At 46.1% G+C, this 21,710-nt stretch carries 24 protein-coding genes and 1 riboswitch; of the genes, 1 reads left to right on the plus strand and 23 read right to left on the minus strand.

Annotated elements, in window-relative coordinates; genetic code table 11:
- Window positions 1–13: 13 nt before the first annotated feature.
- The 20 genes from AC623_RS21755 to AC623_RS10635 form a co-directional block, all read right to left on the minus strand.
- Window positions 14–157: a hypothetical protein gene (locus tag AC623_RS21755; protein WP_197090961.1), complete on the minus strand. Its 144-nt coding sequence runs from the start codon at window positions 155–157 to the stop codon at window positions 14–16.
- A 377-nt stretch (window positions 158–534) separates the two neighbouring features.
- Window positions 535–1,005, minus strand: a complete 471-nt coding sequence (gene yiaA, locus AC623_RS10545; protein ID WP_049662388.1) for an inner membrane protein YiaA — start codon at window positions 1,003–1,005, stop codon at window positions 535–537.
- Between the two features lie 412 nt (window positions 1,006–1,417).
- Complete coding sequence (locus tag AC623_RS10550; protein WP_049662389.1) at window positions 1,418–2,284, minus strand: energy-coupling factor ABC transporter ATP-binding protein; 867 nt, start codon at window positions 2,282–2,284, stop codon at window positions 1,418–1,420.
- A 23-nt stretch (window positions 2,285–2,307) separates the two neighbouring features.
- Window positions 2,308–3,084, minus strand: coding sequence for a cobalt ECF transporter T component CbiQ (gene cbiQ / locus AC623_RS10555; RefSeq protein ID WP_049662390.1), 777 nt, complete (start codon window positions 3,082–3,084; stop codon window positions 2,308–2,310).
- Window positions 3,084–3,374 carry an energy-coupling factor ABC transporter substrate-binding protein gene (locus AC623_RS10560; RefSeq protein ID WP_049662391.1) on the minus strand — a complete coding sequence of 97 codons (291 nt, stop codon included), beginning with the start codon at window positions 3,372–3,374 and terminating at the stop codon, window positions 3,084–3,086. Before AC623_RS10560 ends, cbiQ begins: the two co-directional genes overlap by 1 nt.
- 3 nt (window positions 3,375–3,377) lie before the next feature.
- Window positions 3,378–4,130 (minus strand): energy-coupling factor ABC transporter permease, encoded by a 753-nt coding sequence (locus AC623_RS10565; RefSeq protein WP_049662392.1) that lies wholly within the window; start codon window positions 4,128–4,130, stop codon window positions 3,378–3,380.
- Window positions 4,131–4,161: 31 nt separating this feature from the next.
- Complete coding sequence (gene cobA / locus AC623_RS10570) at window positions 4,162–4,938, minus strand: uroporphyrinogen-III C-methyltransferase (RefSeq protein ID WP_049662393.1); 777 nt, start codon at window positions 4,936–4,938, stop codon at window positions 4,162–4,164.
- Window positions 4,935–5,573, minus strand: coding sequence for a precorrin-2 dehydrogenase/sirohydrochlorin ferrochelatase family protein (locus AC623_RS10575; RefSeq protein WP_049662394.1), 639 nt, complete (start codon window positions 5,571–5,573; stop codon window positions 4,935–4,937). The genes cobA and AC623_RS10575 overlap by 4 nt, the downstream gene beginning before the upstream one ends.
- A complete protein-coding gene (locus AC623_RS10580) occupies window positions 5,551–6,945 on the minus strand; it encodes a cobyrinate a,c-diamide synthase (protein ID WP_049666522.1) in 1,395 nt (464 codons plus the stop codon). The genes AC623_RS10575 and AC623_RS10580 overlap by 23 nt, the downstream gene beginning before the upstream one ends.
- A gap of 32 nt (window positions 6,946–6,977) precedes the next feature.
- Complete coding sequence (locus AC623_RS10585) at window positions 6,978–8,102, minus strand: cobalt-precorrin 5A hydrolase (RefSeq protein WP_049662395.1); 1,125 nt, start codon at window positions 8,100–8,102, stop codon at window positions 6,978–6,980.
- A complete protein-coding gene (cobM, locus tag AC623_RS10590; RefSeq protein ID WP_049662396.1) occupies window positions 8,099–8,872 on the minus strand; it encodes a precorrin-4 C(11)-methyltransferase in 774 nt (257 codons plus the stop codon). Before cobM ends, AC623_RS10585 begins: the two co-directional genes overlap by 4 nt.
- Window positions 8,869–9,573, minus strand: a complete 705-nt coding sequence (gene cobI, locus AC623_RS10595) for a precorrin-2 C(20)-methyltransferase (protein WP_049662397.1) — start codon at window positions 9,571–9,573, stop codon at window positions 8,869–8,871. The genes cobM and cobI overlap by 4 nt, the downstream gene beginning before the upstream one ends.
- Complete coding sequence (locus tag AC623_RS10600) at window positions 9,570–10,787, minus strand: bifunctional cobalt-precorrin-7 (C(5))-methyltransferase/cobalt-precorrin-6B (C(15))-methyltransferase (RefSeq protein ID WP_049662398.1); 1,218 nt, start codon at window positions 10,785–10,787, stop codon at window positions 9,570–9,572. Before AC623_RS10600 ends, cobI begins: the two co-directional genes overlap by 4 nt.
- The gene (locus tag AC623_RS10605; RefSeq protein WP_049662399.1) at window positions 10,720–11,883 is read right to left on the minus strand and encodes a cobalt-precorrin-5B (C(1))-methyltransferase; all 1,164 of its coding nucleotides are present in this window, start codon (window positions 11,881–11,883) and stop codon (window positions 10,720–10,722) included. The genes AC623_RS10600 and AC623_RS10605 overlap by 68 nt, the downstream gene beginning before the upstream one ends.
- A gap of 2 nt (window positions 11,884–11,885) precedes the next feature.
- Window positions 11,886–12,533: a precorrin-8X methylmutase gene (locus AC623_RS10610; protein ID WP_049662400.1), complete on the minus strand. Its 648-nt coding sequence runs from the start codon at window positions 12,531–12,533 to the stop codon at window positions 11,886–11,888.
- Complete coding sequence (gene cobK / locus AC623_RS10615; RefSeq protein WP_049662401.1) at window positions 12,523–13,314, minus strand: precorrin-6A reductase; 792 nt, start codon at window positions 13,312–13,314, stop codon at window positions 12,523–12,525. The genes AC623_RS10610 and cobK overlap by 11 nt, the downstream gene beginning before the upstream one ends.
- Entirely contained in the window at window positions 13,311–14,216 is a 906-nt protein-coding gene (locus AC623_RS10620; RefSeq protein ID WP_049662402.1) for a sirohydrochlorin chelatase, read from the minus strand. Before AC623_RS10620 ends, cobK begins: the two co-directional genes overlap by 4 nt.
- 15 nt (window positions 14,217–14,231) lie before the next feature.
- On the minus strand, window positions 14,232–15,818 hold the full coding sequence (gene cobJ, locus AC623_RS10625; protein ID WP_049662403.1) for a precorrin-3B C(17)-methyltransferase: 1,587 nt from the start codon (window positions 15,816–15,818) through the stop codon (window positions 14,232–14,234).
- Window positions 15,819–15,836: 18 nt separating this feature from the next.
- Complete coding sequence (locus tag AC623_RS10630) at window positions 15,837–16,220, minus strand: (2Fe-2S) ferredoxin domain-containing protein (RefSeq protein ID WP_049662404.1); 384 nt, start codon at window positions 16,218–16,220, stop codon at window positions 15,837–15,839.
- A gap of 156 nt (window positions 16,221–16,376) precedes the next feature.
- A riboswitch (cobalamin riboswitch) is annotated at window positions 16,377–16,566 on the minus strand.
- A gap of 96 nt (window positions 16,567–16,662) precedes the next feature.
- The gene (locus AC623_RS10635; protein WP_049662405.1) at window positions 16,663–17,544 is read right to left on the minus strand and encodes a GHMP family kinase ATP-binding protein; all 882 of its coding nucleotides are present in this window, start codon (window positions 17,542–17,544) and stop codon (window positions 16,663–16,665) included.
- 234 nt (window positions 17,545–17,778) lie between these two features.
- Between AC623_RS10635 and AC623_RS10640 the strand changes: the two genes are divergently transcribed.
- Window positions 17,779–18,351, plus strand: coding sequence for a biotin transporter BioY (locus tag AC623_RS10640; protein WP_049662406.1), 573 nt, complete (start codon window positions 17,779–17,781; stop codon window positions 18,349–18,351).
- A 60-nt stretch (window positions 18,352–18,411) separates the two neighbouring features.
- Here the strand turns inward: AC623_RS10640 and AC623_RS10645 are convergent, their stop codons facing one another.
- From AC623_RS10645 to AC623_RS10655, 3 genes are all read right to left on the minus strand, one after another.
- Window positions 18,412–19,182 (minus strand): NRDE family protein, encoded by a 771-nt coding sequence (locus AC623_RS10645; RefSeq protein ID WP_049662407.1) that lies wholly within the window; start codon window positions 19,180–19,182, stop codon window positions 18,412–18,414.
- A gap of 21 nt (window positions 19,183–19,203) precedes the next feature.
- The gene (locus tag AC623_RS10650; RefSeq protein ID WP_049662408.1) at window positions 19,204–20,256 is read right to left on the minus strand and encodes a mechanosensitive ion channel family protein; all 1,053 of its coding nucleotides are present in this window, start codon (window positions 20,254–20,256) and stop codon (window positions 19,204–19,206) included.
- A gap of 90 nt (window positions 20,257–20,346) precedes the next feature.
- Window positions 20,347–21,678 (minus strand): D-serine ammonia-lyase, encoded by a 1,332-nt coding sequence (locus AC623_RS10655; protein ID WP_049662409.1) that lies wholly within the window; start codon window positions 21,676–21,678, stop codon window positions 20,347–20,349.
- Window positions 21,679–21,710: the final 32 nt, after the last annotated feature.

Below are 21,710 nucleotides of genomic sequence, written 5' to 3' on the forward strand. Positions count from 1 at the left end.
TCTTCATTTTTATTTACCCTTTTATCCCTTGAAGCCACTCAGCGTAACACTCTGCACACATCGTTTCCTCGCGCTCTTTATTTTCGTAAAAAAAAGAAATATGGTGGACTCGCTGCTCCTTCAAGTCGTCGTCACAATAAAAGCATGTATGATTCATTTTGCTATCATCCTTTTGTATGAAATGTCTTTGGGAGGACAACTTTATTTTTCCCGTTCTGTTTCGAAAAATTACAGAAAAAAAGGGTTTCATAAAAAGGGATAGCCATATTGACTAGTTACATGCGCATGTCGACGTTGAATCAAAATGTAAACCGCCAAGAAAGGCAACTTGAAAAATTTGGTCAATGTCACCGTATTGAAAACAAAAAGATCATCATTTTACCCATTAATTGTTTAGGACAAGGGTAAGAGGAAAATTCGGCAGACTCCTTATCCCTGTTTGTATGGACGCTTATACTGCCCCGATTTATCCTACTCATTTTGAATAAAAAGCAGAGCTCATTCACATATGAATGAGCTCTGCTTTTTATCCAGTCAATCCCTTTCTCTTGCCCTCTGCGTATCTCTAATATTCTTCTGAATCGTGATGGCTGAAAATAAGCTTAAAACAAATGCCATACCATAGAATCCCTTTTCACTTAAAACAATACTAGTCGCATTGTATAAACCGATGGCCATTAAAGCAACAGATATAATAAATGCAAACCAACTAATACCATAATAAATATTTGTGACTGGTATTCCCTCATACTTATCTCTTACTGCTTTTTGTAAGGATACTGCTGAGTAGAGTCCGAATACTAAAATGGCAAAGTAATATCCTTTTTCATTCAGCTGCATCGACGCGTTATACAAACCAATAAGATAAGTGACAGCCCCTACTAATAGCGCTGCCCAAGATGCGCCTTTAAAGGCTGGAGTCGGTTCTCCCTCTTTTCTCTCTACTTTCATTTTTGTATCATCTTGTTTTCCCTTATCTAATAAAATCTCATTTTCATTTGCCATTGAATGTTTCTCCCCCATCTTTTGATCGAATGTAGATCGAAGCAGTTACTTTTTAACGCTTCTTCTTGGATCTACCACATATCATCCATTTGCAATGAATACATTCTTTTCGCTTGGCGATGCATCATCCAAATGGCTCACTTTCTCTCATGTTTTTCAATTTTTTCAAAAGAAAACCACTTTTTCTTTATCATATCAATATTCTTTTTAGATGGGTACCTTTTTATGGATGAACAGTTATTTTATCCTATAAAAAGCATATGAGAATGGAGATAAAGTCTATCTTCCCTACTACAGGATGGCTGAAAACGTTTGTCTTCAAGGCACGATACTTGACGAGAAGCAAAGTGATCATAATGGTCACGAGCCACGAAGAAAGCGAGTATTTGCCAACAAACTGAGCGCATCACTTCTACTTGAGAAGTATGCGCTCTGTGAAATTCTCTCTATCTTTAGTTGTGTTTTTTATGATCCATTCCAGCAATTCCGTTTTTGATTTAGGAATGGTTTCCACTTTTTGTGTTTCTTCCATTTGAAGAGCTGCGTACACTTCCATAATCCACGGTTGTTCTAAATGGCAGTCTGCTAATAGTTGATAATCGCTGAAGATATCGACTGCCTTCCCAAACGCCCGGATGCTTCCTTGCTTCATCACTAATACTTCATCAGCCCATTCATAAGCAAAGTTCACATCATGGGTTGAAAGCATAATCGTCGTCCCCTCATGATGCCAGTCTGTCAGCAAATGCATGATTTTTCTTGCATAGTATGGATCAAGACCAGCTGTCGGTTCATCAAGAACAAGAAGCTTAGGCTGCATGGCTAGAACGCTCGCGATCGCTGCCCGCTTTTTCTGGCCAATGCTTAAAAAGTGAGGTGGTTTATGTTGGAAGCCTAACACCCCCGTCTGCTCCATCGCCTGTTTTGCCGCCTGTTCTATACGCTCCTGCTCCCATTCTAAATTGCTCGGCCCATAGAGAACATCCTCACGAACAGTTGGCGAAAAAAGCTGCGTATCAGGATTTTGGAAAACGAATCCGACTTGTCTGCGCAGTTCCTGCAATTGCTTCCGTTTGTAGGTAAAAGGCGATCCATTAAATAAAAGCTGGCCTTCCGTCGGCCGAAGCAGCCCATTCAGATGAAGAAAAAGCGTCGACTTTCCTGCCCCGTTATTGCCAAGCACGGCGATCTTCCGCCCCGTCGTAATCGTTAAAGAAACCTCATGAAGCGCTTTTGTTCCATCTGTATAGTGATAACTAACCTCTTTTAATTCGATCATTTTATGCCATCCTTTATCGATTGTTAGAAAAATAACCCGATGCTGCACGACAGAAAAAATAATACTAAGATGAGCCCGCATGCAAGAGGATGAAGCGTATATTTAGACGCTCCTTTTTTCTTTACGTCCTCTCCTCCCCGCGCATCTACTGCCATCTGAACCGCTTTAGCTTCTCTCATCGTTTGCACAAATAAATTAGCTGTTAAACTAGACAAAGAGTGGAGCGAAGAACGCCAGCCGCTATAGCCAGCCCGTGATTTTTGTGCTTTATAGGTTTCCTCGGCTTTGACAATCAGCACGAAGATAAATCGGTATGTAACAGCTGTCAGATCAATAAACACTTGGGGAACTCGTATGGTATGCAGAACGAGCTCAATCCCTTGAAAAGGCGTCGTTAAAATAAAAAAGTACATACAGCTAACCGCCGCATAGGCAGACAAGCATAAAACAACCGCCTGTTTCAGGGCGGAAGAAGAAATATAAGCATGCCAGCCTAGAATATCATTGCTTTGAATGAAGGCATCTGTATTGGTTCCGCTCGGAGCGATGGACACAAGGAGAGGCAGAATGCTCATGAGCAAAAAAACGAGCGGCAGGCTCAGTAAATGGACATAGCGCCGCCAAGGAACCCTCGCTCCTAACACGGCAGCCATACCCATTAAAAGAAAGACAAAGATGGACACTATTGTATCTTTTAAAAAGAGTACTAAAAGCAAATGGGAAAGAGCAAATAATGCTTTTTCCACGGGGTGCCAGCCTGCTAAGCGATTATGATGAGCAAAGTAATCAATGGTTCTCATTACAGGCGTTCAGCTGCTTTCTCTTCCAATTTCTTTTTCATCCGGCTGGCGCCAATAAAGTAGCCGATAAATAAAGCACCGACCGTTGCTTGCAGTACAAACAGCAAGCTTTCAACTTCTCCGCTTGGCGGCTCCCAAAGAGTGTCAAACCAAGGTGTGTAACCTGGATTCATTTCTGTAATGGCTTCTTCTGCTTCGCCGTCTGCCCCATTAAATTCAGCAGCTCGATTCGTGACGAGCGGTGCAGCGGCCAGGAGAACGACGAGCATGAATAAAAGAATATTTTTCATGATTTACGCTCCCTTCCCGACAATGCTCAGTTGTTTTAATTCATTTTCGTTGTATTTCATCAGCCAATTCATCACGATCACAGTGAGGATTCCTTCACATACTGCAAGCGAGATTTGCGTAAGCGAGAAAATACCAGCAAACTTAGCAAATGAAGAGAATACGCCGCCAACCTCAGCTGGAAAAGCAAGCGCCAGCTGAAATGAAGTCACTGTGTATGTACCTAAATCGCCAAAAAAAGCAGATAGAAAAACAGCAGCCGCAAAGCTGATATGGAATTTTCTGCATCCCTTATACACAGCATACGTAATGAGGGGCCCCGCGACCGCCATTGAAAATGCATTGGCGCCTAGCGTTGTTAATCCTCCATGGGCTAGCAGCAGCGCTTGAAATAACAAGACGATCGTCCCAAGGACAGTCATGGCCAGCGGGCCGAATAAGACCGTACCGAGTCCTACACCGGTTGGGTGGGAACTGCTCCCTGTAACAGACGGAATTTTTAAAGCAGATAATACAAAAGTAAAGGCTCCCGCCAGACCGAGCATCATTTTCGTCTCTGGATGCTGTTTCATTGTTTTCTGAATCGACCTCACGCCTGCTGTGATAAAAGGAATGGCTAAAACCCACCAAAAAATCGCCCATTTTAACGGAAGAAACCCTTCCATAATATGCATAGCGGCCACTGGCTGCAGTGAACTGATCCAAAAATAACAGGCAAAAGCGATTGTTGCAATGGCTAATTTATGTATATTACGCATATCGTCACCTTCCAAATAGATAAATGTGTGTTTAGAGGCTTATCGGCTGTTTTAAGTTTATTGACTCAAACCAGCTGATTTTTTCCCTAAGCTGAACGACTTCCCCAATGAGAACGATGGCTGGATTTGTAATGTGATGTTCTTTTGCTTTTTGTTCAAGCAACGAAAGCTCTCCGGTAATGGTTCTCTGCTCGGCGGTCGTTCCCCATTCAATTAGAGCAGCAGGGGTAGAGGGCTTTTTTCCGTGACGGATAAGCTGCGTGCAGATATGCGAGAGGTTACCGACCCCCATGTAAAATGCGATCGTATCAATTCCTTGAGCAAGCGCCTGCCAATTAATGTGGTCTTCTCCCTTTTGTTCTCGTCCGTGTGCGGTCACAATCGCAAAGCTTGAAGCGTGATCGCGATGGGTAATCGGAATCCCAGCATAAGCAGGGGCCGCGATCCCTGCTGTAATACCAGGGACGATTTCAAAAGGAATGCCGCTGATCGCCAGCTCCTCCGCTTCTTCGCCCACTCGGCCAAACACACAAGGATCTCCTCCTTTCAAGCGAACAACGATCAAGCCCTGTTCTGCTTTTTCTACGAGAAGCTGATTAATTTGCTCTTGAATAAGGGCGTGCTTACCAGGAAGCTTGCCGCAGAAAATCAGTTCCGCTCCCGGCTTCGCATAAGCGAGTAATTCTTTATTCACTAGCCGATCATATACAATCACATCCGCCTTTTGCAGACATTCCATTCCTTTTACCGTAATCAATTTAGGGTCACCCGGACCGGCACCCACTAAAAATACTTTTCCTGTTGTCATTGCTTTTCCCTCCAATCACGTACGATATCTGTCAATAGCTGCTTTCTTTCAGCAGGAGACGCTTCCTTCACTTTTTTTTCAAAAGCTGGACTGGCCAACTTTTTTAACGTCATTTGTCTGCCAGAGGGATCCGAGCATAGTCGTTTAACGGCAGCCCGGCACTCGTCCAAAAAGGTTACATAAGAAATATACGAATCATCGAACTGCTCCTTCAGCTCCTGAATGATCCTTTTGCTTAACGCCGGACTCGCTCCATGTGTGCTGACAGCTACACATAGCTGATCTTTTTTAAATGAAGCCGGCACGATAAAGCTGCTTTCTTTCGAATCATCCACCCGATTGACGAGCTGATAGGAGGAAGCACTGCGCTGAATAAGCTCGTTCGTTTCCTGGCTATTAGTAGCAGCCATTACGATAAAAGCATCTGTCAAATCAGCCGGTGTGAACTCTTTCTTTCGCCACCTTATGTTGTGATCATTCAGCAACTCCTCCATTGCTTCCGCTATCTCGGGACTGATCACTTCCACTAGTGCCCCTGCTTCGATGAGAGAACGAGCTTTTCGAGCCGCAACCGGTCCTCCTCCCACGACGACTGCTTTTTTGCCGGCAATGTTAAGCATCACCGGATAAAGCATAGCCTTCACTCCCAATACCTTGTTCTTCCTTATACTTCTCACATGCTGCCACAAACCGACCAGCCATTTCCGGCGAAGAAGCAAAATGAAAATGAATGTAACTCGCCGCTACATTGTGAACGAGACAGCCTTCCGCTTTCGTCCCTCTTCTTCCGGTCGATTGCCAAGCAACTGGCAACGGATTACTCGTTGTAAAAGTTGAATAGTGAAATTCATGCCCTCGCGCCTTTTCCCCAACAGGCAAGAGAAAATTCGGCTCTAGTCCCGTTAACTCGCGATAGCCAAGAGCTGCGAGCTTCCTTTGCATCTTGACCTTCCCTGGAATAATGCCTGCCATCGGATACAACTGTCCTTCTGTATCCTCAATCGACTGAGTTAGATACATAAAACCGCCGCATTCAGCAAGTACTGGCATTCCTTTTTCTACAGCTAAACGGATGGATTCTTTTACATGTTGATTTTCAGCGAGCTGGGCAGCAAACTCTTCTGGAAAGCCCCCGCCAATATATAAACCAGCAGCCTCCTCTGGTACAGGTTCACCGGCAAGCGGTGAGAAAAAAGAGAGCTCGGCACCATTTGCTTTTAACAGCTCTACATTTTCCTCGTAATAAAAATTAAAAGCCGCATCTCGGGCAACAGCCATCTTAACAGCGGCCAATTTTTTCTTTGTAAAGATCGAACCTTCCTTCTCTTCTATTAGAGTGGTTTCGGCTATTTTCCAAACTTCATCTAGATCGATCGTTGCCGAAATAAGCTCACCAAGTGTATGAAAGAGCTTATCCAGCTCTCCTCTTTCTACTGAAGGAACTAAGCCGAGATGGCGCTCTGGAATAGCGGCGGCTGTGTTTTTCTTTAAATAACCAACGACCGGCAGCCCGCATTCTTGTTCAATCGCTGCCTTCACAATTTGGTAGTGACTCTCACTTCCGACTTGATTCACAATCACACCGGCAATATTTCCTGCCTTATCCATCACTTGAAAGCCTTTGACGATGGCAGCCGCACTGCGCGCCATGCTGGCACAATTAACGACTAATAAAACTGGGCAATCAAGCAGACGGCTCAAGTCAGCCGAGCTGCCTTCATCTGTGAGCGGATCGCGGCCGTCAAAGTAGCCCATGACCCCTTCTAGAATCGATAGATCTGCTCCGGCTGCGCCTCTTGCATAAACCTCTTTGACGGTTTCCTGATCCATCATCCAGCTGTCAAGATTGCGGGAAGACCTGCCGGTGACTGCCGTATGGTAAGCCGGATCAATATAATCAGGACCGCATTTAAACCCTTGCACAATCTGGCCTCGCGCATAAAAAGCCGCCATTAAGCCAAGGGTAACCGTTGTTTTGCCCGCGCCACTGCTCGTCCCGGCGATCATTATTCTTCTTTGATCCACATTCCTTCCCCCTTCTAATAGGAAATGAGTCCAACTGAAATGGTGACATTTCCTGATTTTTTCTTCGTAAGCAACAGCTCATCATTTCCGCTGCAAAGCATAGCAGCCGGTTCGCTCACTCCGTAAGCACCCGTGAATTTATAGACCGTTTCGGACGGTTGAGAAATCTCTTTTTGATTCAATTCATCTGGCCTAAAGTATGCGAATTCCCACCGGTATTTCCGTACCACTTCAAGCAATCCGGCTTCATCCTTTTTCAAGTCAATCGTTGCGATCGCTTTGACGCTTTTGATGCTTACTTTTAACTCACTCAATGTTTCTTCGATCACTTGTTCAATTTCCTCTGCAGAGGTACCGCGATTGCAGCCAATACCAAGAACGAGCACTTTCGGGCGAAACAACACGCCGTTCGTTAAAATGACCTCTTCTTCTTTTTCCAGCTGCCGGTGCGTGACGACAAGAGCAGCTGCCGGTTTTTCGGCCAGTGCTTCCTGGATGGAAGAGAAAACATGGATCGTGTCCGGCATCGGAGTATCATGCATCCACCAGTTTTTCTCACCGGATTCCTGTACGACTGCTACTTTCTCTTCGTTCACCACCGATGCACTCACTGGCGTCAGCTTTTCATCCGACTCCCAAACCCAGCCGAAGCGGCGGCCGAATAAATCAACCGGAATGGTTTTTTGCACATCAGAAGCAGTGGTAACAACCGGATAGGCTCCAATGAGGGCAGCCACTTCCCGTGCCAGCTCGTTCGCTCCACCGATATGGCCGGAGAGAACACTAATCACATGCTCCCCTTTATCATCAACAACAACCACACCCGGGTCTGTTTTTTTATCCTTTAGAATAGGGGCGATCATTCGGACAACGGCACCGAGAGAAATAATGAGGATGAGCCCTTTATACTTGGCAAACAGCTCCGGCAGCATCAAACGGACAGAGCCTTCGAATAGGGTAATCCCCCGCTCGTTTTCATCCCCCTGCTCAAACTTCTTCATGTAATAAAGGTCGCTGCCGGGAAAGACAGCTTGAATTTTTCGCGCGAGCTGCGTCCCATGCTTCGTAATCGCCACAACGGCATAGTCACCTGCTGCTCTCACCTCTGGCAAATGGGAAGTTTCTGTTTTGACCGTCACGATTTCACCCCCCGGCGGTAGCCGTGTGTGAACTCTTTATCATATAGCTTAGAACGAAAATCCTTTTCATGAATAGCTGGGTCAAGCGCCCAGCCTGCTAAAATCATCGCTTGTTTGCGAATGCCGTTTTTTCTCATATCTTCATCCAGTTTTTCAACTGTCGTACGCACGATTTTTTCATCCGGCCATGTTGCTTTGTAAACGACCGCTACCGGCGTTTCCGGCGCCCAGCCTGCATCCATTAATTCCCTTATTACTTTCTTTGTCAGCGTGGCGCTAAGGAAAAAAGCAATGGTGCAGTGATGCTTCGCTAAATCGGCTAATTTTTCCCGATCCGGAACCGGCGTGCGTCCTTCTGCCCTCGTTAAAATAACGGTTTGGGTTAAATCGGGAATCGTTAATTCCGCACCCGTACTGGCCGCCGCTGCGAAAACAGAGCTGACACCAGGCACGATTTCGATGTCGACGCCTTTTTCTTTTAACAGCGTCATTTGCTCCATAATCGCCCCGTACACAGCCGGGTCGCCCGTATGAAGCCGAACGACTTTTTTGCCCGCCTGCAAATGCTCAATCATCACGTCCACCATCTCTTCTAAATGCATACCGGCTGTCTTTAAAACTTCTGCTTCGGGCTTGGCTTCTTGAAACACGTCTTCATTTACGAGGGAATCAGCGTATAAAATGACGTCCGCTTCTTTGATCAGCCGAAGCCCTCTAACTGTAATTAAATCGGCCGCCCCTGGACCCGCTCCGACGATAAACAGCTTCATTTTCTCACCACCATTAAAGTCAGATACTCCGGCTCAGTGCCTTCGAGTTCTTCCATGCTCCATACAATTTCTTCTTCTGATGTTACTTTGGAAACGACTTTTGCCTTGTCAGTTAAATTCAACTCTTTTAAAATCTGAAGCATTAAATCTATTACTTTAGCGACTTTAATAAAGATAACGCAGTCATGCTCTTCAATCGCTTTTTTCATTGCTTCATAGTCATCCTTCGCTGGCACAATCGCAACGAGATCATCGCCGTCCGCAAGCGGCAATGAAAGCCGTGCGGCTGCTCCGTTGATAGAGGAAATGCCCGGAATGACTTTCATGCTGACGTCTCCGTAGCGTTCCTTCATCACATTCATCATATGTATAAACGTACTATAGAGAAGCGGGTCCCCTTCCGTAATAAAAGCGACATCTTTTCCTTCACTCAGTTTTTCCCAGACCGCTTCTGCTGTTGCCCTCCATTCCCGCTCTAAAATCGCCGGATCCTTCGTCATCGGAAACACAAGGCCGAGCATATCCTTTTCGGATGGATTCACATAAGCATCAATGATTTTCCGGGCATAGCTTTTGCTGCCTTTTCTTTTTTTCGGGTAAGCAATAACCGGTGACTCCTGCAGCGCACGGAAAGCTTTTACTGTAATCAATTCCGGGTCGCCGGGTCCTGCACCTACTCCATATAATGTGCCTGTCGTCATGACTGGTCCTCCTTCAGCCTCTTGGCTGTGATAATATAAACCGGGTTTAACCCTTCCATTCTCGTTAAATGTAAAATCGGTTTGCTTCTCGCTATTTGGGCGAGTGTGATGTCTACTTGAAAGCCGCGTTCTTTAAGAGCCTGCTGTGCCTCATACAAATTTTCAAGAGTGACGACATTCATCACAATTGTCCCGTCATCTTTTAAACGGCTGCAGCACTCATCAAAAATCCCATCGATATTTCCAGCCGTCCCGCCGATGAATACCGCATCTGGATCAGGAAAGCTTTCCAATCCTTCAGGGGCTTTTCCATGCACTGCTGTAATATCTGTCCGGAATTTCGCGAAATTTTCTCTGGCATTTTCAAGGTCTGCTTCATTCTTTTCAATCGCATAGACAGCCCCTTCTGAAGCAATTTTGGCAGCTTCGATGGCAACTGAGCCGGTACACGTGCCGATATCCCAGACGACACTATTTTGATGAAGGTTCATCTGGCCAATCGTGAGCACCCGGATTTCCTTTTTCGTCAGCAAGCCTTTATCCGGCTTTCTTTGGGCAAACTCTTCATCCGGAATCCCGAGCGGCCATCTCCTCGGCTTCTCTTCCTGCTTTAAAATGACTACGTTCAATGGCGCGAATGCTGCCTTTTCCATCTCTGCTAATGACAGCCAGCGGCAGCGTTCCTGTTCGCCGCCAAGGTTCTCAGCTACGAATGCTTTATACTCGTTCATGCCGAAAGAAGTTAAATATCGGGCAATCGATTGAGGAGAATTCACTTCATCCGTTAGCAAAGCGACCTTTTCTTTGCCATCGATCCGCTGGGCAAGACCTGTTATCTTACGCCCATGCAAGCTGATGACGGCTGCATCGCTCCAGCTTTCGCCCATTCTGGCAAAAGCGAGCTGCACAGAGCTCGGCTGCGGATAAATATCCGTTTCTGCTTCTTTGGACAAATAACCGCCTACTCCGTAAAACAGCGGATCTCCCGAGGCGAGTACCACGATTTTTCCTTGCTGTGGTTCTCGCAGCTTTTCTTTTAACTCCCGCAAATTCCCTTTAATCGTGAAAGTCTCTCTCTCATAATCAGGAAAAAACGCTAGCTGCCGTTCTCCTCCGGCTAACAAGTCTGCCTCGTTGATCCATTTTTCATAAAGAGCCGGCAGCCCTTTGCGGCCGTCGTCCCCTATTCCAATTATCTTGATCCGTTCCCTCATGACGTTCCGCCTTTCCTAAACATTCACCTTTAAACGTGTATAAAGTAGTTTCAATTTCCAGCCCGCCGCCTACTTCCTTGAGCGCATGCTCACAACAGCTGGCGCACAGAATCTCGAAAAAACGATAGTGGCCGGCTGCCGCCATTAACTCCCCAGCATGGGAAGCGGTATTTGCTCCTCTTACCTCTTCTGCTTCCTCCGGGGAGGCTCCAGCCTGAAGTGCGGTTTCAGCCAAGAAGTTAAAATCGACAGGCGCGCTTTTTGAATGGACCATCATCACTCCCTGGGCAACTTTAGAAAACTTGCCCATCATGCCGACCATGGATACCCTCTTGATGCCGAGCCGTTTGCAATGTTTGAGGGTAAAACCGATAAAGTCCCCCATTTCAATGAATGCTTCTTCTTTTAATTCCGGCAATTGCTGGATGGCGTATTTCTCGCTCCGCCCGCCTGTTGTGATCGCCACATGATCACAGCCGCCAGCTCGTGCGACTTGCACCGCCTGAATAATGCTCGCTTTATAAGCGGCTGTAGAGAAAGGCATGACGATCCCGCGTGTGCCTAAAATCGAAATGCCGCCGATAATGCCAAGCCGTCCATTGAGCGTTTTCTTGGCCATCTCTTCACCGCCGGGCACCGAAATAATGATCTTCAACCCTTCTGTTCTATTGAAATCCGTTAAGATTTTCTCAGCTTCGGATAAAATCATTTTTCTTGGCACCGGGTTAATCGCCGCTTGGCCGACCTCGACGGCCAGCCCCGGCTTCGTTGCCCGGCCCACTCCTTCGCCGCCGTCCAGTTCAATGCCGGGTTCTTTTTTTAAGATCACTTCCGCATAAATAATAGCCCCGTGCGTAACATCGGGATCGTCCCCGGCATCTTTTTTAATCGCCGCTATCGCCCGGTCTTCTTGTACTTCGCACTGCTCAACGGCAAAAGTGGCGAACACTTTTGCGGGAAGATAGATCGTCGCTGTTTCCTGTTTTTCTCCGGACAACAGGGAAACGAGTGCCGCCTGGACAGCAGCAGTAGCGCAGGCACCGGTCGTATAGCCTTTTCTGAGCGGCTTTTCTTCTTTCTTTTCTTGCGCTTTCATTGTCATCCTTGTTGTGCAAGCAGGGACAAAGCGTTGACAGCAGCCACTGTCACTGTGCTTCCGCCTTTTCTTCCGATGTTCGTGATAAACGGAATATCGAGCTTTGCGAGCTCTTCTTTTGACTCAGCTGCTGAGACAAAGCCGACAGGCAAACCGATAACCAGGCTTGGTTTGGCGATTCCCTCTTTCACAAGGCGAATCAGTTCAAGCAAAGCGGTCGGTGCATTGCCGATCGCATAGATACCGCCGTCCGCTTCCGCTGTAGCTTTACGCATGGATACAATCGCTCTCGTTGTATTCAATTTTTTCGCCTCTTCCATAACGTCTTCATCAGAAATGTAAACGTGGATACTGCCTCCGAACTTTTCAATTCTTGGCTTGCTGACACCTGACTGTACCATTTGCACATCGCAGATGATTCGTTCTCCGTTACGGATGGCTTCGATGCCGGCTTGGATGGCATTCGGATGAAACAGCATGCTTTTTCCAAGCTCAAAATCAGCTGAAGCATGCACGACACGCTGTACGACTTTGTATTCTTCAGCTGTCAGTGAATGCGGGCCAAATTCCTCTGTAATCATGTCAAAGCTAAGTCCTTCAATTTCCATCGGCTGAACCGTTTCCGGCTTAAAATCTGTTTTAAAATCCAACTCGTTCTCCCCCTTTAATCTCCAATGCAGAAAGCATATCCCGTACTTCTTCAAAGCTTGAACAGCGGTTTTTGTAGTCGATCGCCGGCCGTTCGATCACAATCGTTTCGATTCCCAGCTCTTTGGCCGCTTCGATTTTTTGATCAACCGATCCTCGCTGTCCGCTCGCTTTTGTCACCATGCATGTGACGTTGTATTGTTCGTATAGTGCCTGATCAAAGGCTTTCGTAAAAGGCCCTTGAATAGCGACAATGTTTTTCTGCGGCAAGCCAAGCTGTTCACATTTCTCCATATTGTCTTTTCGCGGCAGCATCCGGCACACAAGGCGAATGTCCTCAATCGGCAGCAATTTTTCAGTGAAAATTGCCAATGTCTTGCTGCCTGTCGTCAGCATGACCGTTCCTTTCGTCTTGGCTGCTCTGTCAGCGGCTTCTTCATATGTAGACACGTACGTAATGAGCGGTGATTCTTGAAAATTTTGTTCTTTTCTTTCAAAGCGAATGTAAGGAACGCCAGCTCGTTCTGCCGCTTCCATCGCATTTTTAGACGCTTCTTCTGCAAATGGGTGGCTCGCATCCACAATAGCCGCTGCTTCTTTTTCTAGAACAAAGGCCTGCATCGCTTCGGCATCCATTCGCCCAGCAAAGGCCGGAACAGCCACCTGCTCTAATTCTTTCACCGCATTCTCGGTTACGACAGAGGCAATGAGCGGATACCCTTCCTGCTGCAAAGTGACCGCAAGCTCCCGCGCATCACTTGTCCCCGCTAAAAAGAAAATCATTTGACTGTTGCCGCCTCACTTTCTCCCTCATGGCTATGATCATGATGATGATCGTGGTGGTGATCATGATCGTGGTCATGATGATGGTGATGATCAATATGCTCCATCGCTTCAAATCGGTATTGGCATGTATCGCAATTCATGTACACTTCACCTTTCAACACTTCCTCTACTCGGTCTTTCACGACGATTTTTAACTTAGGGTGAAAACCAAAGTACTCGGCAAGCGAGAAAGAAATTCCCGGATAAGCTACACGAAACTGCTCTGTCATATTCTCCAGCCGCTTGATTAAAACACCGGTAAACAGGAAGTAGGGAAGAATAATCACTTTTTCTGCACCAAGACGGATCGTTTTCTCTACTGCTTCCTCCAAGCTTGGCGACGTGACGCCGATAAAGGCCGTTTCAATAATGGGAACTCTCAGCTTCTCCCACAACAACCGGGTGATCTTGAATAAATCACTATTGGCATCGGCATCGCTGCCGCCCCGTCCGAGTAAAATCACAGCCGTCTTCTCATCCGACCCTTCTTTGTAATCACCCGTTTCTAGCACACGGTTTTTACAAATATCCACCGCTTCGTAATGAATCCCAATTGGCTTGCCGTATGTAAACCGAACCGCCGGGTATTTCTCCTTCGCCTCGTCGATTTCATGAGGAATATGTATTTTAGAATGTCCCGCCGGCAGCAGCATAAGGGGAACAAGCGCGACAGACGTCGCTCCTTTTGTCACGCATGTATCGATCCCTTTTGCAATGTTCGGCTGCTCAAATTCTAAAAAGCAAGTTTCGTAGATGACATCCTTCTCAAGCTCTGGGATAAGCTGATCAATAAATTGCCTGATTTGTTCATTTCCTTCTCGGTCCCGGCTTCCATGGCCGACAAATAAAACTGCCTTCATTTGCTTTCCGCTCCTTTAATCCCCACACGGTGCAGGTTCAAGATTTATTTTTGGTTCCATATCACGATAATCAAAGCTTTGAATCTTTTTCACACGTTTAAAGTATTTAAAAAAACGTTCATTCGGATGGCCTTTTTCTTTATATTCCGCAATAATCTCCTCCAACAGCAGAACGAGGGCTTCTGGTTCCACTCCTTCAGCAACAGGCTGTCCAGCGTGAGCTGTCCGGCCGACGGTCTTGGCTCCTAGGAATAAATCAAACTTTCCTTTGCGAAATACGATGCCGATGTCATCTGTCACTGCCCCGTAGCAGGCCATTCCGCAGCCGTTCAATCCAATTTTCAGCTCTTTCGGCATGTCTAGACCGTCAAACTTCTCATGCAGCTGTTCAGCGTATGGAATCGCATCTTTCTTTTCGCCATCACAGAAGTCACAGGCTTTCACCGTTGCAACATCCCCAACAGGCGAAAGCAAGAAGCCGACATTCTGTAAGGAAACGGTTATTTGCTCGGGAGCTTCTGTCGGCACGCGCAAAATTACTTGATGATGAGGTGTGTACTCGATAGACCCTTTTTCTCCTGCTGCCTTTGAGAGCACGAGCAGCTGCTCAGCTGAAAACATCTTATTCGCTACTCCCGGGCTAACTGCTACTTCGAAAATGGATTCAATTTTCTGCTTGAACAGCGGCTGGCTCGTCTCCTGTTTCTCTTTTCCATCTAAAAGACGAAGTGCCTGCATTCCGAGCTTGTACAAATCTGTTTTCTCCTCTTGGCCTCCGTGAAGAGCCCATGGCTCATTTTTCGGCTTTAATCGTTCATGCGGTCTTAGCGGCTGCTTTTCCGATGTCAATGTATATTTACGCTGATAGCCTCGTGGCGTGATCATTTTGTTGTCATAAAGGAACGTTGTTGAATTACCGATGATGACCGTGGTCAGCATGCCAATATCGTGATCGAGCATATTCTTAAGATCGGTTATGACCACTTGCTCTCTTTCCCGGTAAGCACTTTTTACGAGGCCGACCGGTGTGTCCGGTGAACGATGCGTTAGTAAAATGCGCTGTGCTTCTGCAATTTGTCTCGTTCTTCTGCCGCTCTTCGGATTGTATAGGGCGATGACAAAATCTGCTGCACCGGCCGCATCGATCCGCTTGGCAATTAACTCCCACGGTGTTAAATGATCACTTAAGCTAATCGTACAAGCGTCGTGCATGACGGGAGCGCCAAGGAGAGAGGCGCAAGAATTAATCGCTGAAATGCCTGGAACAATTTCTACGCCGACACCCTCTGCCTCTTTCCAGCCTTGTTCAACGAGCACTTCATAGACAAGTCCTGCCATGCCGTACACGCCGGCATCTCCGCTTGAAATGACCGCCACTGTTTTGCCTTCTTCCGCTAATTTGACGGCTGCCTGTGCACGGCTTACTTCCTCTGACATTCCCGTGCTGATGATCTCTTTTCCTTCAGTAAATTCTGCAATTAAATCGACGTATGTTTTATAACCGATAATGCAGTCACTTTCCCTAAGTGCTTCTTTCGCCCGTTCTGTAATGTGTTCTGCGCTGCCCGGTCCAAATCCGACAACTACTAATTTCCCCTTCACTCCGTTCGCCTCCTGTACTTACTTTACTGTTTGCTTTTCTTTCTCTTTAGCTACACCGGTTACACGTTTATTTTGAAGAATCATTCCCTTTTCCTGATAAGTGTATGTCAGAGCTTCTTCAACCGGCTTGCCTTCTTGAAGATGAGCGGCAACAATTTTCTCCGCGAGCTGTTCATCCACCTCGTGGTACCATGCGCCTTCCGGATAGACGATGACCACACAAGCATCTTTGCAGCGGCCATTGCATCTCGTTCTCGTCGTGTGAACACGGACATCCAGCTCCCGTTTTTTAATTTCCTCCCTGATAGCCTGTGTTACTTCTTCTCCGCCTTTTCTCATACAGCTCGATCCGTTGCAAATCAATACGTGATGGTTTATTTCTGACAAGTCCCATGTCGCCATCTTCCCCACTCCTTTTTAGAAAAAATAAAAAAGTCCTTAACTTCAGAAGAAGTTAAGGACTAAGCGCTATGTATGCAAGCTACTAAAGGAACAAGTAAATAACCGGGCATGCCGGTACCGTTCCATGCAGTCATCCTATTCTTCCCTCCGAAGAATGATGGTTCGAAGAAGAAAGCAGGTCTCCTGGCTTACGGATCGCCTTACTCTTGTCCCTTCCCGGCCTTACGCCAGTGGCTGTTGACAATTTCATCACCGTTTACAGTAGCGGGGGCTGCATCGGACTTTCACCGATTTCCCTATTATCCCGGGGATTGACTCTCCGGGCACTCTCCTCTTGTTATTCAATTTTTATGTAGGTCATCCTAATTTTTCTAAATCTCAAACTCCTTTATTAGATTAGCAGGAAAGTCTTCTATTTGACAAGTACATTTTTTAAATGGGTCTAATGACGCTTCTCCAGCCTCTTGTTTTTAAATGGAATAGGGGTCAAAATAAACGGATGCCAGCCAGCAGTTTGAGCAATGAGCTTTTTTATTTCCTTCATCTTTTTGCCGAGAGAACGATCTTCTTTGTTAAAAATCAAGCCTATCACAGTCCCGCTGTGACCAACGACCACTCCTGCTTCAAAGCGAGCAGCCAGTTCAGCAAAAAGAGAAAAGAAAGGCTTTGGCAAGAAACGCTCATTTAGTATGGCACTTCTTGTACTAGCGGTCAGCACATCTTCAGTTTTGCCGAGAGACAATCCAGCATACATTTGCTCGTACACTTGCCGCATCTCTTCACGCTCTGCTGCTGTGTATTCTCTTTTTATTTCATAACAATCGGCTGTATTTACGCGCCCGCCGCTATCATAGCCAAGCAAAAACAACTCTGGCGGAGAAGAAAAAGATTCTAACAGTTCACCCGTCCGCTGATTGAAGGAAACAATCCCTTCATACATCACACCATCAGTTGGTTCAATGGCAGCTGCAATGCCAGCTATATCAGATGCCTTAAGCTGAACACCAAAACTGTCAGCCGCGGACCGCACTGCCGCTGTAATATCAGCCGAGCTGCTCGCCATTCCTTTTCCAGTTGGCAATTGTGACTGAGCATAGAGCCTGCCGCCAGCACAAACGCCCATCCGGTCAAGTGTCAGTTCCACGGCCCGTATCATTTTTTCCTGTTGGGGGCGGCTGCTTGTCACGACAGATGCGATTTCTGGGACAAACACAACCTGGCTTCTAAGCGGCACCGGCAAAGTAAACAAAAAGGGCTGCTCACCCACTTCCCCCTGCGCCAGTTCACCAAACGTGCCAAAGCACCTGCCTACTCCTTTTTTCATCAGCTGCTTCCCTCCTTCAGAAAGAATGAAAAATTTTGCGATAACTTATTATAGTCCGTTTCTTTCTCTATTCCAATTACGTATTACCTGTTATTTACTAAAGGTTTGTTTTTAATTTGAATTTTACACATAATGAATTAAGATAAAATAAAATATCATTGACACAATAAGTCGCCACTATTTAAAATAAGGTTAACATTTATGGATTGTTCTATTCTGCTTGGAGGGATATATATGTCTGCTCAACATGAAAAATTAAGAATGATGTTAACAGCGGCTCTTTTCGCTGCGATCATCGGGATTTTCGCTCAAATTACCATTCCTTTACCGCTCGTTCCCATTACAGGACAAACGTTGGCGATCGGTTTAGCAGCTACCATTCTCGGCTCTCGATACGGAGCGCTGTCAGCTCTTCTGTATATGCTGATCGGAGCAGTCGGCCTTCCGGTTTTCTCTGGTATGTCTGGCGGAATGGGCATTATTTTTGGACCAACTGGCGGGTACATTATCAGCTTTATTCTCTCTGCCTTCTTTATCGGCTGGTATATCGAAAAAACAAAGCCTGCCGTTTTCCACGCTTTTACCGCTAATATCATTGGCATGATCATTAATCTAGCTTTTGGTACAGTCTGGTTAAAGATTTTTGCCCAGCTCGGTTGGGTAGAAGCTTTTGCGGCCGGATTTGCTCCGTTTATCATTGGCGGAATTATTAAAGCATTGCTCGCTTCATGGATCGGTATCCAAGTTCGGAAACGTTTAACTTCAGCACGTCTGCTTCCGCAATCAGTTCGTAATCATACCGCTTAATGACGTAAAAGAGCTGTCTTACAAGTCAGTCGTTTAAGACTCACTGTAAGACAGCTCTTTTTATTTAGGTTTTATTTGAAACTGAAAGGTTTTTTCTCCAACAAGTTTACCTTGAAGATACGTTCTTTCCGCAAATGTAACGTGATTTGTCCGATCTATGATCAAAACGGTCGACGATCTTGTACCGTAGTGTTCACTGTTGATAAAAAGCGGTGAAAGCTTTCTTTCCCACTCAAGCGACACACCCGTCTTAGGCAGCTCCTCATCTAGAGCCCATTCGTCGTCCTGCAAGAACGAAAACAAACACTCCGGATCAAGCGTCGATGAGTGATGCAAGCATTGTTCAAGATACGCTTTTCCTTTTTCCGATTTTGGCCATGGCGTATTCAAAAAGGCATTGCTTAAGCTGTGTGTGCCGGGAAGAACTGTCTCTATCCCAGCCTTTTTATTGCTATAATACCACAGCTCATCCGCTGTGCCAGCGAGTACATTAAAGCCTGGATATTGATCACTTTGCTGCTGGAGTTCAGTCATGAATATTTCTGGCGGCTGTGAATCAGCCAAAAAAGAGCGGACAATCTCCCCGCGAGATCGCTTTCCCTCCATCTTTTCCGAAGGGTCACGAAAATTTGTGAGTGCCGCAATTCGACCACCTGTTGTGACACCGAGCCACGTCCCCATCTTTTCAAGGTCACGCCCGGCTAAAATACGAGGCGTGTCCTGCCAATAATGAGCTTGTTGGGTAGGACGCACGAAAGATTCATCCCGATTAGCCGCCATTACCAATTTATATCGGTCGTTCGGCTGAAAACAAAAGTTAATTAAACACATAGATTTGCACCTTTCTGGCGATTATGACGGCTTCACTTCAATCGGCTGCGAAGCTAGGCGAATATTATTTTTTTGGAATAGAAATGCAATCGCGTGGCGAAGCCTGCTTTCAATCTTCTGCTTAATTACAATACTTTGTACAGGCACCTCTACCTTAAACACCATCGCCTCATTGCGAAAATCTATGAAACGAACATTTTTAGGGCCTCGCGGCTCAATTTCCTTCTCAGCAATGACTTTATCAGCCGCTTCGTATAACAATTCTTCCACCTTTTCTGTATCTTGTCCAAATGTTACTTCGACTACTACTTCTGCGATGACTTCCGCGCCTGAACGATTCGGCACAATCTGCTCAATGAAATACTGATTCGGCACGATTAAAGAGCCTTCTGTTGCTGTTTTGACAACAGTGGAGCGAAGCCGGATTTTTTCCACTTTGCCAAATTTGCCGTTTACTTCCACGACTTCTCCAACTTCAATCGGCCGTTCAAATAAAATAATAATCCCTGAGACAAAATTCCCCGCTACATTTCGCATCCCAAAGCCAATTCCGATGCCAAGCACACTAAATAAGGCAGCGGCTGCTGTTAAATCAAGACCGACAGTTGCAAAGCTGATGGCCAGCGCAATAATCATAACCGTATAATAAATCAGCCGGTTAAATGTATACGCCACTCCGTTGTCTAAATCATAAAAATCATACACCCTGCTCATCACAAAACGATTGAACAGCTTCACGAGTCTTTGGGCAAGCGACACCGTCAAGATCGCTACAAGAATCAAAAAGACGGTTACTTCCGCATCTCCTGATGTATAGAGCGGGTAAAACAACCATTTCTCTTTGGAGAAATAATAGAGAAATAACAACAGGATGCCGTAAAAAGTAAGCCAATTTAACGTCGTATTTAAAAGCGGAATCAGCTCTCTTTTCCAAGAACCCGGGGCATGTTTCTTTCTTTTAACGACTTTTATAACGAGCCACTTAACTGTTAAAATTAGGGTAGAAAATAGAGCGAAGTCTAAAGATTTGCTCGCTAAATTTTCCGATGAAAAAATGTTTACGATGTTCTCCATATGATCACCACTACTTTATACTCTCTTTCTTTTCCTTTACCTTCATAAAGAAAGTTTAAACAAGAGAGAGCGGCGGTAGCGCAGCGTATCTTACTCAGCGTATAAATGTTCTCCTTTTTCGATCATGGCCTTCATTTCTTCTTCTGGCACGAGGCTGCCTCCTGTTGACCAGACGAGATGAACGGCGCCTTTTCGCTGGTCTTCTGTTAAATGGCTGTCCAGCCACCCGCTTTCTTTTGCACGGATAGGCCCTTCTATTCCCGCCAAGGCAGAAGGCTCCAGCTTTTTACCTTCGAGCGCGGCCATTTGCTTCAAATAAACAAAGAGCGTGTCGTCCGACACCGTAAAAACTCCATCTAAATCATTCGCTACGGCTTTGCCGACGAAGCTTGATGGTCTGCCGACAGCGAGTCCGTCTGCCTCCGTTCTTAATTCAATGCCTATATCCTGTACCGCAATTTCATCGTGCAGTCCCGTCATTAAACCGAGCAGCATGCAAGGAGCTTGAACTGGTTCAGCGAAAAAGCCGTAGACGTGCTCGCCAAACACTCGTTTTAAACCGGTGAAAATCCCTCCCGGGGCACCACCTACGCCACATGGCAAATAAACAATTAACGGATGGTCTGCATCCACAAAGATACCGTTCTCACGAAATTGCTCTTGCAAGCGAAGGGCGGCTGTTGAATAGCCTAAAAATAGCTCTTTTGAATGTTCATCATCGATGAAAAAACTGTTTTCCGTTTTAGCACTCAGCTCTCTGCCTTCTTCTACAGCACGGCTATAGTCATCTTCATACTCGATAACGGTTACGCCTCTGTCCCGAAGCCGTCTTTTCTTCCACTCTTTTGCATCAGCAGACATATGAACCGTCGTCTGAAATCCTAGTGCTGCTCCTGTCATGCCAATGCTTAAGCCTAAATTGCCGGTAGAGCCGACCGCAAGGGAGTAACGAGAGAAAAAAGCTCTCATTTCATCACTAGCTAGTTTACTATAATCTTCTTCTGTCGATAAGAGACCATTCTCGATAGCAAGACTTTCAGCATGCTTCAACACCTCATACATACCGCCGCGTGCTTTTACAGAGCCTGCAACCGGCAACAAGTGATCGGCCTTCAAATACAGGCGGCCCTCCATCTTTTCGTTATGCTGTTTTTCAAGAAAACTCTTCATGTGAGGGATTTCAAATAAAGGTGATTCAATAATGCCGTCTGTTGCTTTCGTTTCGGGGAACACCGTTGCCAAAAAAGGAGCAAATCTTCTTAGCCTGGCATCAGCCTCCTGTATTTCCTCGAGTGTAATCGGCAACTGGTCAGTTTCGGCTTTTAATGTTCGTTCGTTCAGCCACGTAACTTCTTCACCAGCTTTCATCTCGGTGATTAACGGCCATTGCGTCTCAAGACTATTCAACTGTTCATCATTCATTTATACTCCCCCTCTGTACTTATAATGAAGAA

Origin of the sequence: Bacillus sp. FJAT-27231 (assembly GCF_001183975.1) — a bacterium.
GTDB classification, from domain to species: domain Bacteria; phylum Bacillota; class Bacilli; order Bacillales; family Domibacillaceae; genus Pseudobacillus; species Pseudobacillus wudalianchiensis.

Excerpts from the sequence above, each read along its gene's own strand:
- AC623_RS10605 (WP_049662399.1), bottom strand. The coding sequence starts at position 11,883 with ATGAAAGCGCAAGAAAAGAAAGAAGAAAAGCCGCTCAGAAAAGGCTAT.
- cbiQ (WP_049662390.1), bottom strand. The coding sequence starts at position 3,084 with ATGAGAACCATTGATTACTTTGCTCATCATAATCGCTTAGCAGGCTGG.
- AC623_RS10580 (WP_049666522.1), bottom strand. The coding sequence starts at position 6,945 with ATGATCGCCGGGACGAGCAGTGGCGCGGGCAAAACAACGGTTACCCTT.
- AC623_RS10550 (WP_049662389.1), bottom strand. The coding sequence starts at position 2,284 with ATGATCGAATTAAAAGAGGTTAGTTATCACTATACAGATGGAACAAAA.
- AC623_RS10640 (WP_049662406.1), top strand. The coding sequence starts at position 17,779 with ATGTCTGCTCAACATGAAAAATTAAGAATGATGTTAACAGCGGCTCTT.
- cobK (WP_049662401.1), bottom strand. The coding sequence starts at position 13,314 with ATGATTTTCTTTTTAGCGGGGACAAGTGATGCGCGGGAGCTTGCGGTC.
- AC623_RS10620 (WP_049662402.1), bottom strand. The coding sequence starts at position 14,216 with ATGAAGGCAGTTTTATTTGTCGGCCATGGAAGCCGGGACCGAGAAGGA.
- AC623_RS21755 (WP_197090961.1), bottom strand. The coding sequence starts at position 157 with ATGAATCATACATGCTTTTATTGTGACGACGACTTGAAGGAGCAGCGA.
- cobM (WP_049662396.1), bottom strand. The coding sequence starts at position 8,872 with ATGAAGCTGTTTATCGTCGGAGCGGGTCCAGGGGCGGCCGATTTAATT.
- AC623_RS10575 (WP_049662394.1), bottom strand. The coding sequence starts at position 5,573 with ATGCTTTATCCGGTGATGCTTAACATTGCCGGCAAAAAAGCAGTCGTC.
- AC623_RS10645 (WP_049662407.1), bottom strand. The coding sequence starts at position 19,182 with ATGTGTTTAATTAACTTTTGTTTTCAGCCGAACGACCGATATAAATTG.
- AC623_RS10655 (WP_049662409.1), bottom strand. The coding sequence starts at position 21,678 with ATGAATGATGAACAGTTGAATAGTCTTGAGACGCAATGGCCGTTAATC.
- AC623_RS10650 (WP_049662408.1), bottom strand. The coding sequence starts at position 20,256 with ATGGAGAACATCGTAAACATTTTTTCATCGGAAAATTTAGCGAGCAAA.
- AC623_RS10600 (WP_049662398.1), bottom strand. The coding sequence starts at position 10,787 with ATGAGGGAACGGATCAAGATAATTGGAATAGGGGACGACGGCCGCAAA.
- AC623_RS10630 (WP_049662404.1), bottom strand. The coding sequence starts at position 16,220 with ATGGCGACATGGGACTTGTCAGAAATAAACCATCACGTATTGATTTGC.
- AC623_RS10635 (WP_049662405.1), bottom strand. The coding sequence starts at position 17,544 with ATGAAAAAAGGAGTAGGCAGGTGCTTTGGCACGTTTGGTGAACTGGCG.
- yiaA (WP_049662388.1), bottom strand. The coding sequence starts at position 1,005 with ATGGCAAATGAAAATGAGATTTTATTAGATAAGGGAAAACAAGATGAT.
- cobI (WP_049662397.1), bottom strand. The coding sequence starts at position 9,573 with ATGACGACAGGCACATTATATGGAGTAGGTGCAGGACCCGGCGACCCG.
- AC623_RS10560 (WP_049662391.1), bottom strand. The coding sequence starts at position 3,374 with ATGAAAAATATTCTTTTATTCATGCTCGTCGTTCTCCTGGCCGCTGCA.
- AC623_RS10565 (WP_049662392.1), bottom strand. The coding sequence starts at position 4,130 with ATGCGTAATATACATAAATTAGCCATTGCAACAATCGCTTTTGCCTGT.
- cobA (WP_049662393.1), bottom strand. The coding sequence starts at position 4,938 with ATGACAACAGGAAAAGTATTTTTAGTGGGTGCCGGTCCGGGTGACCCT.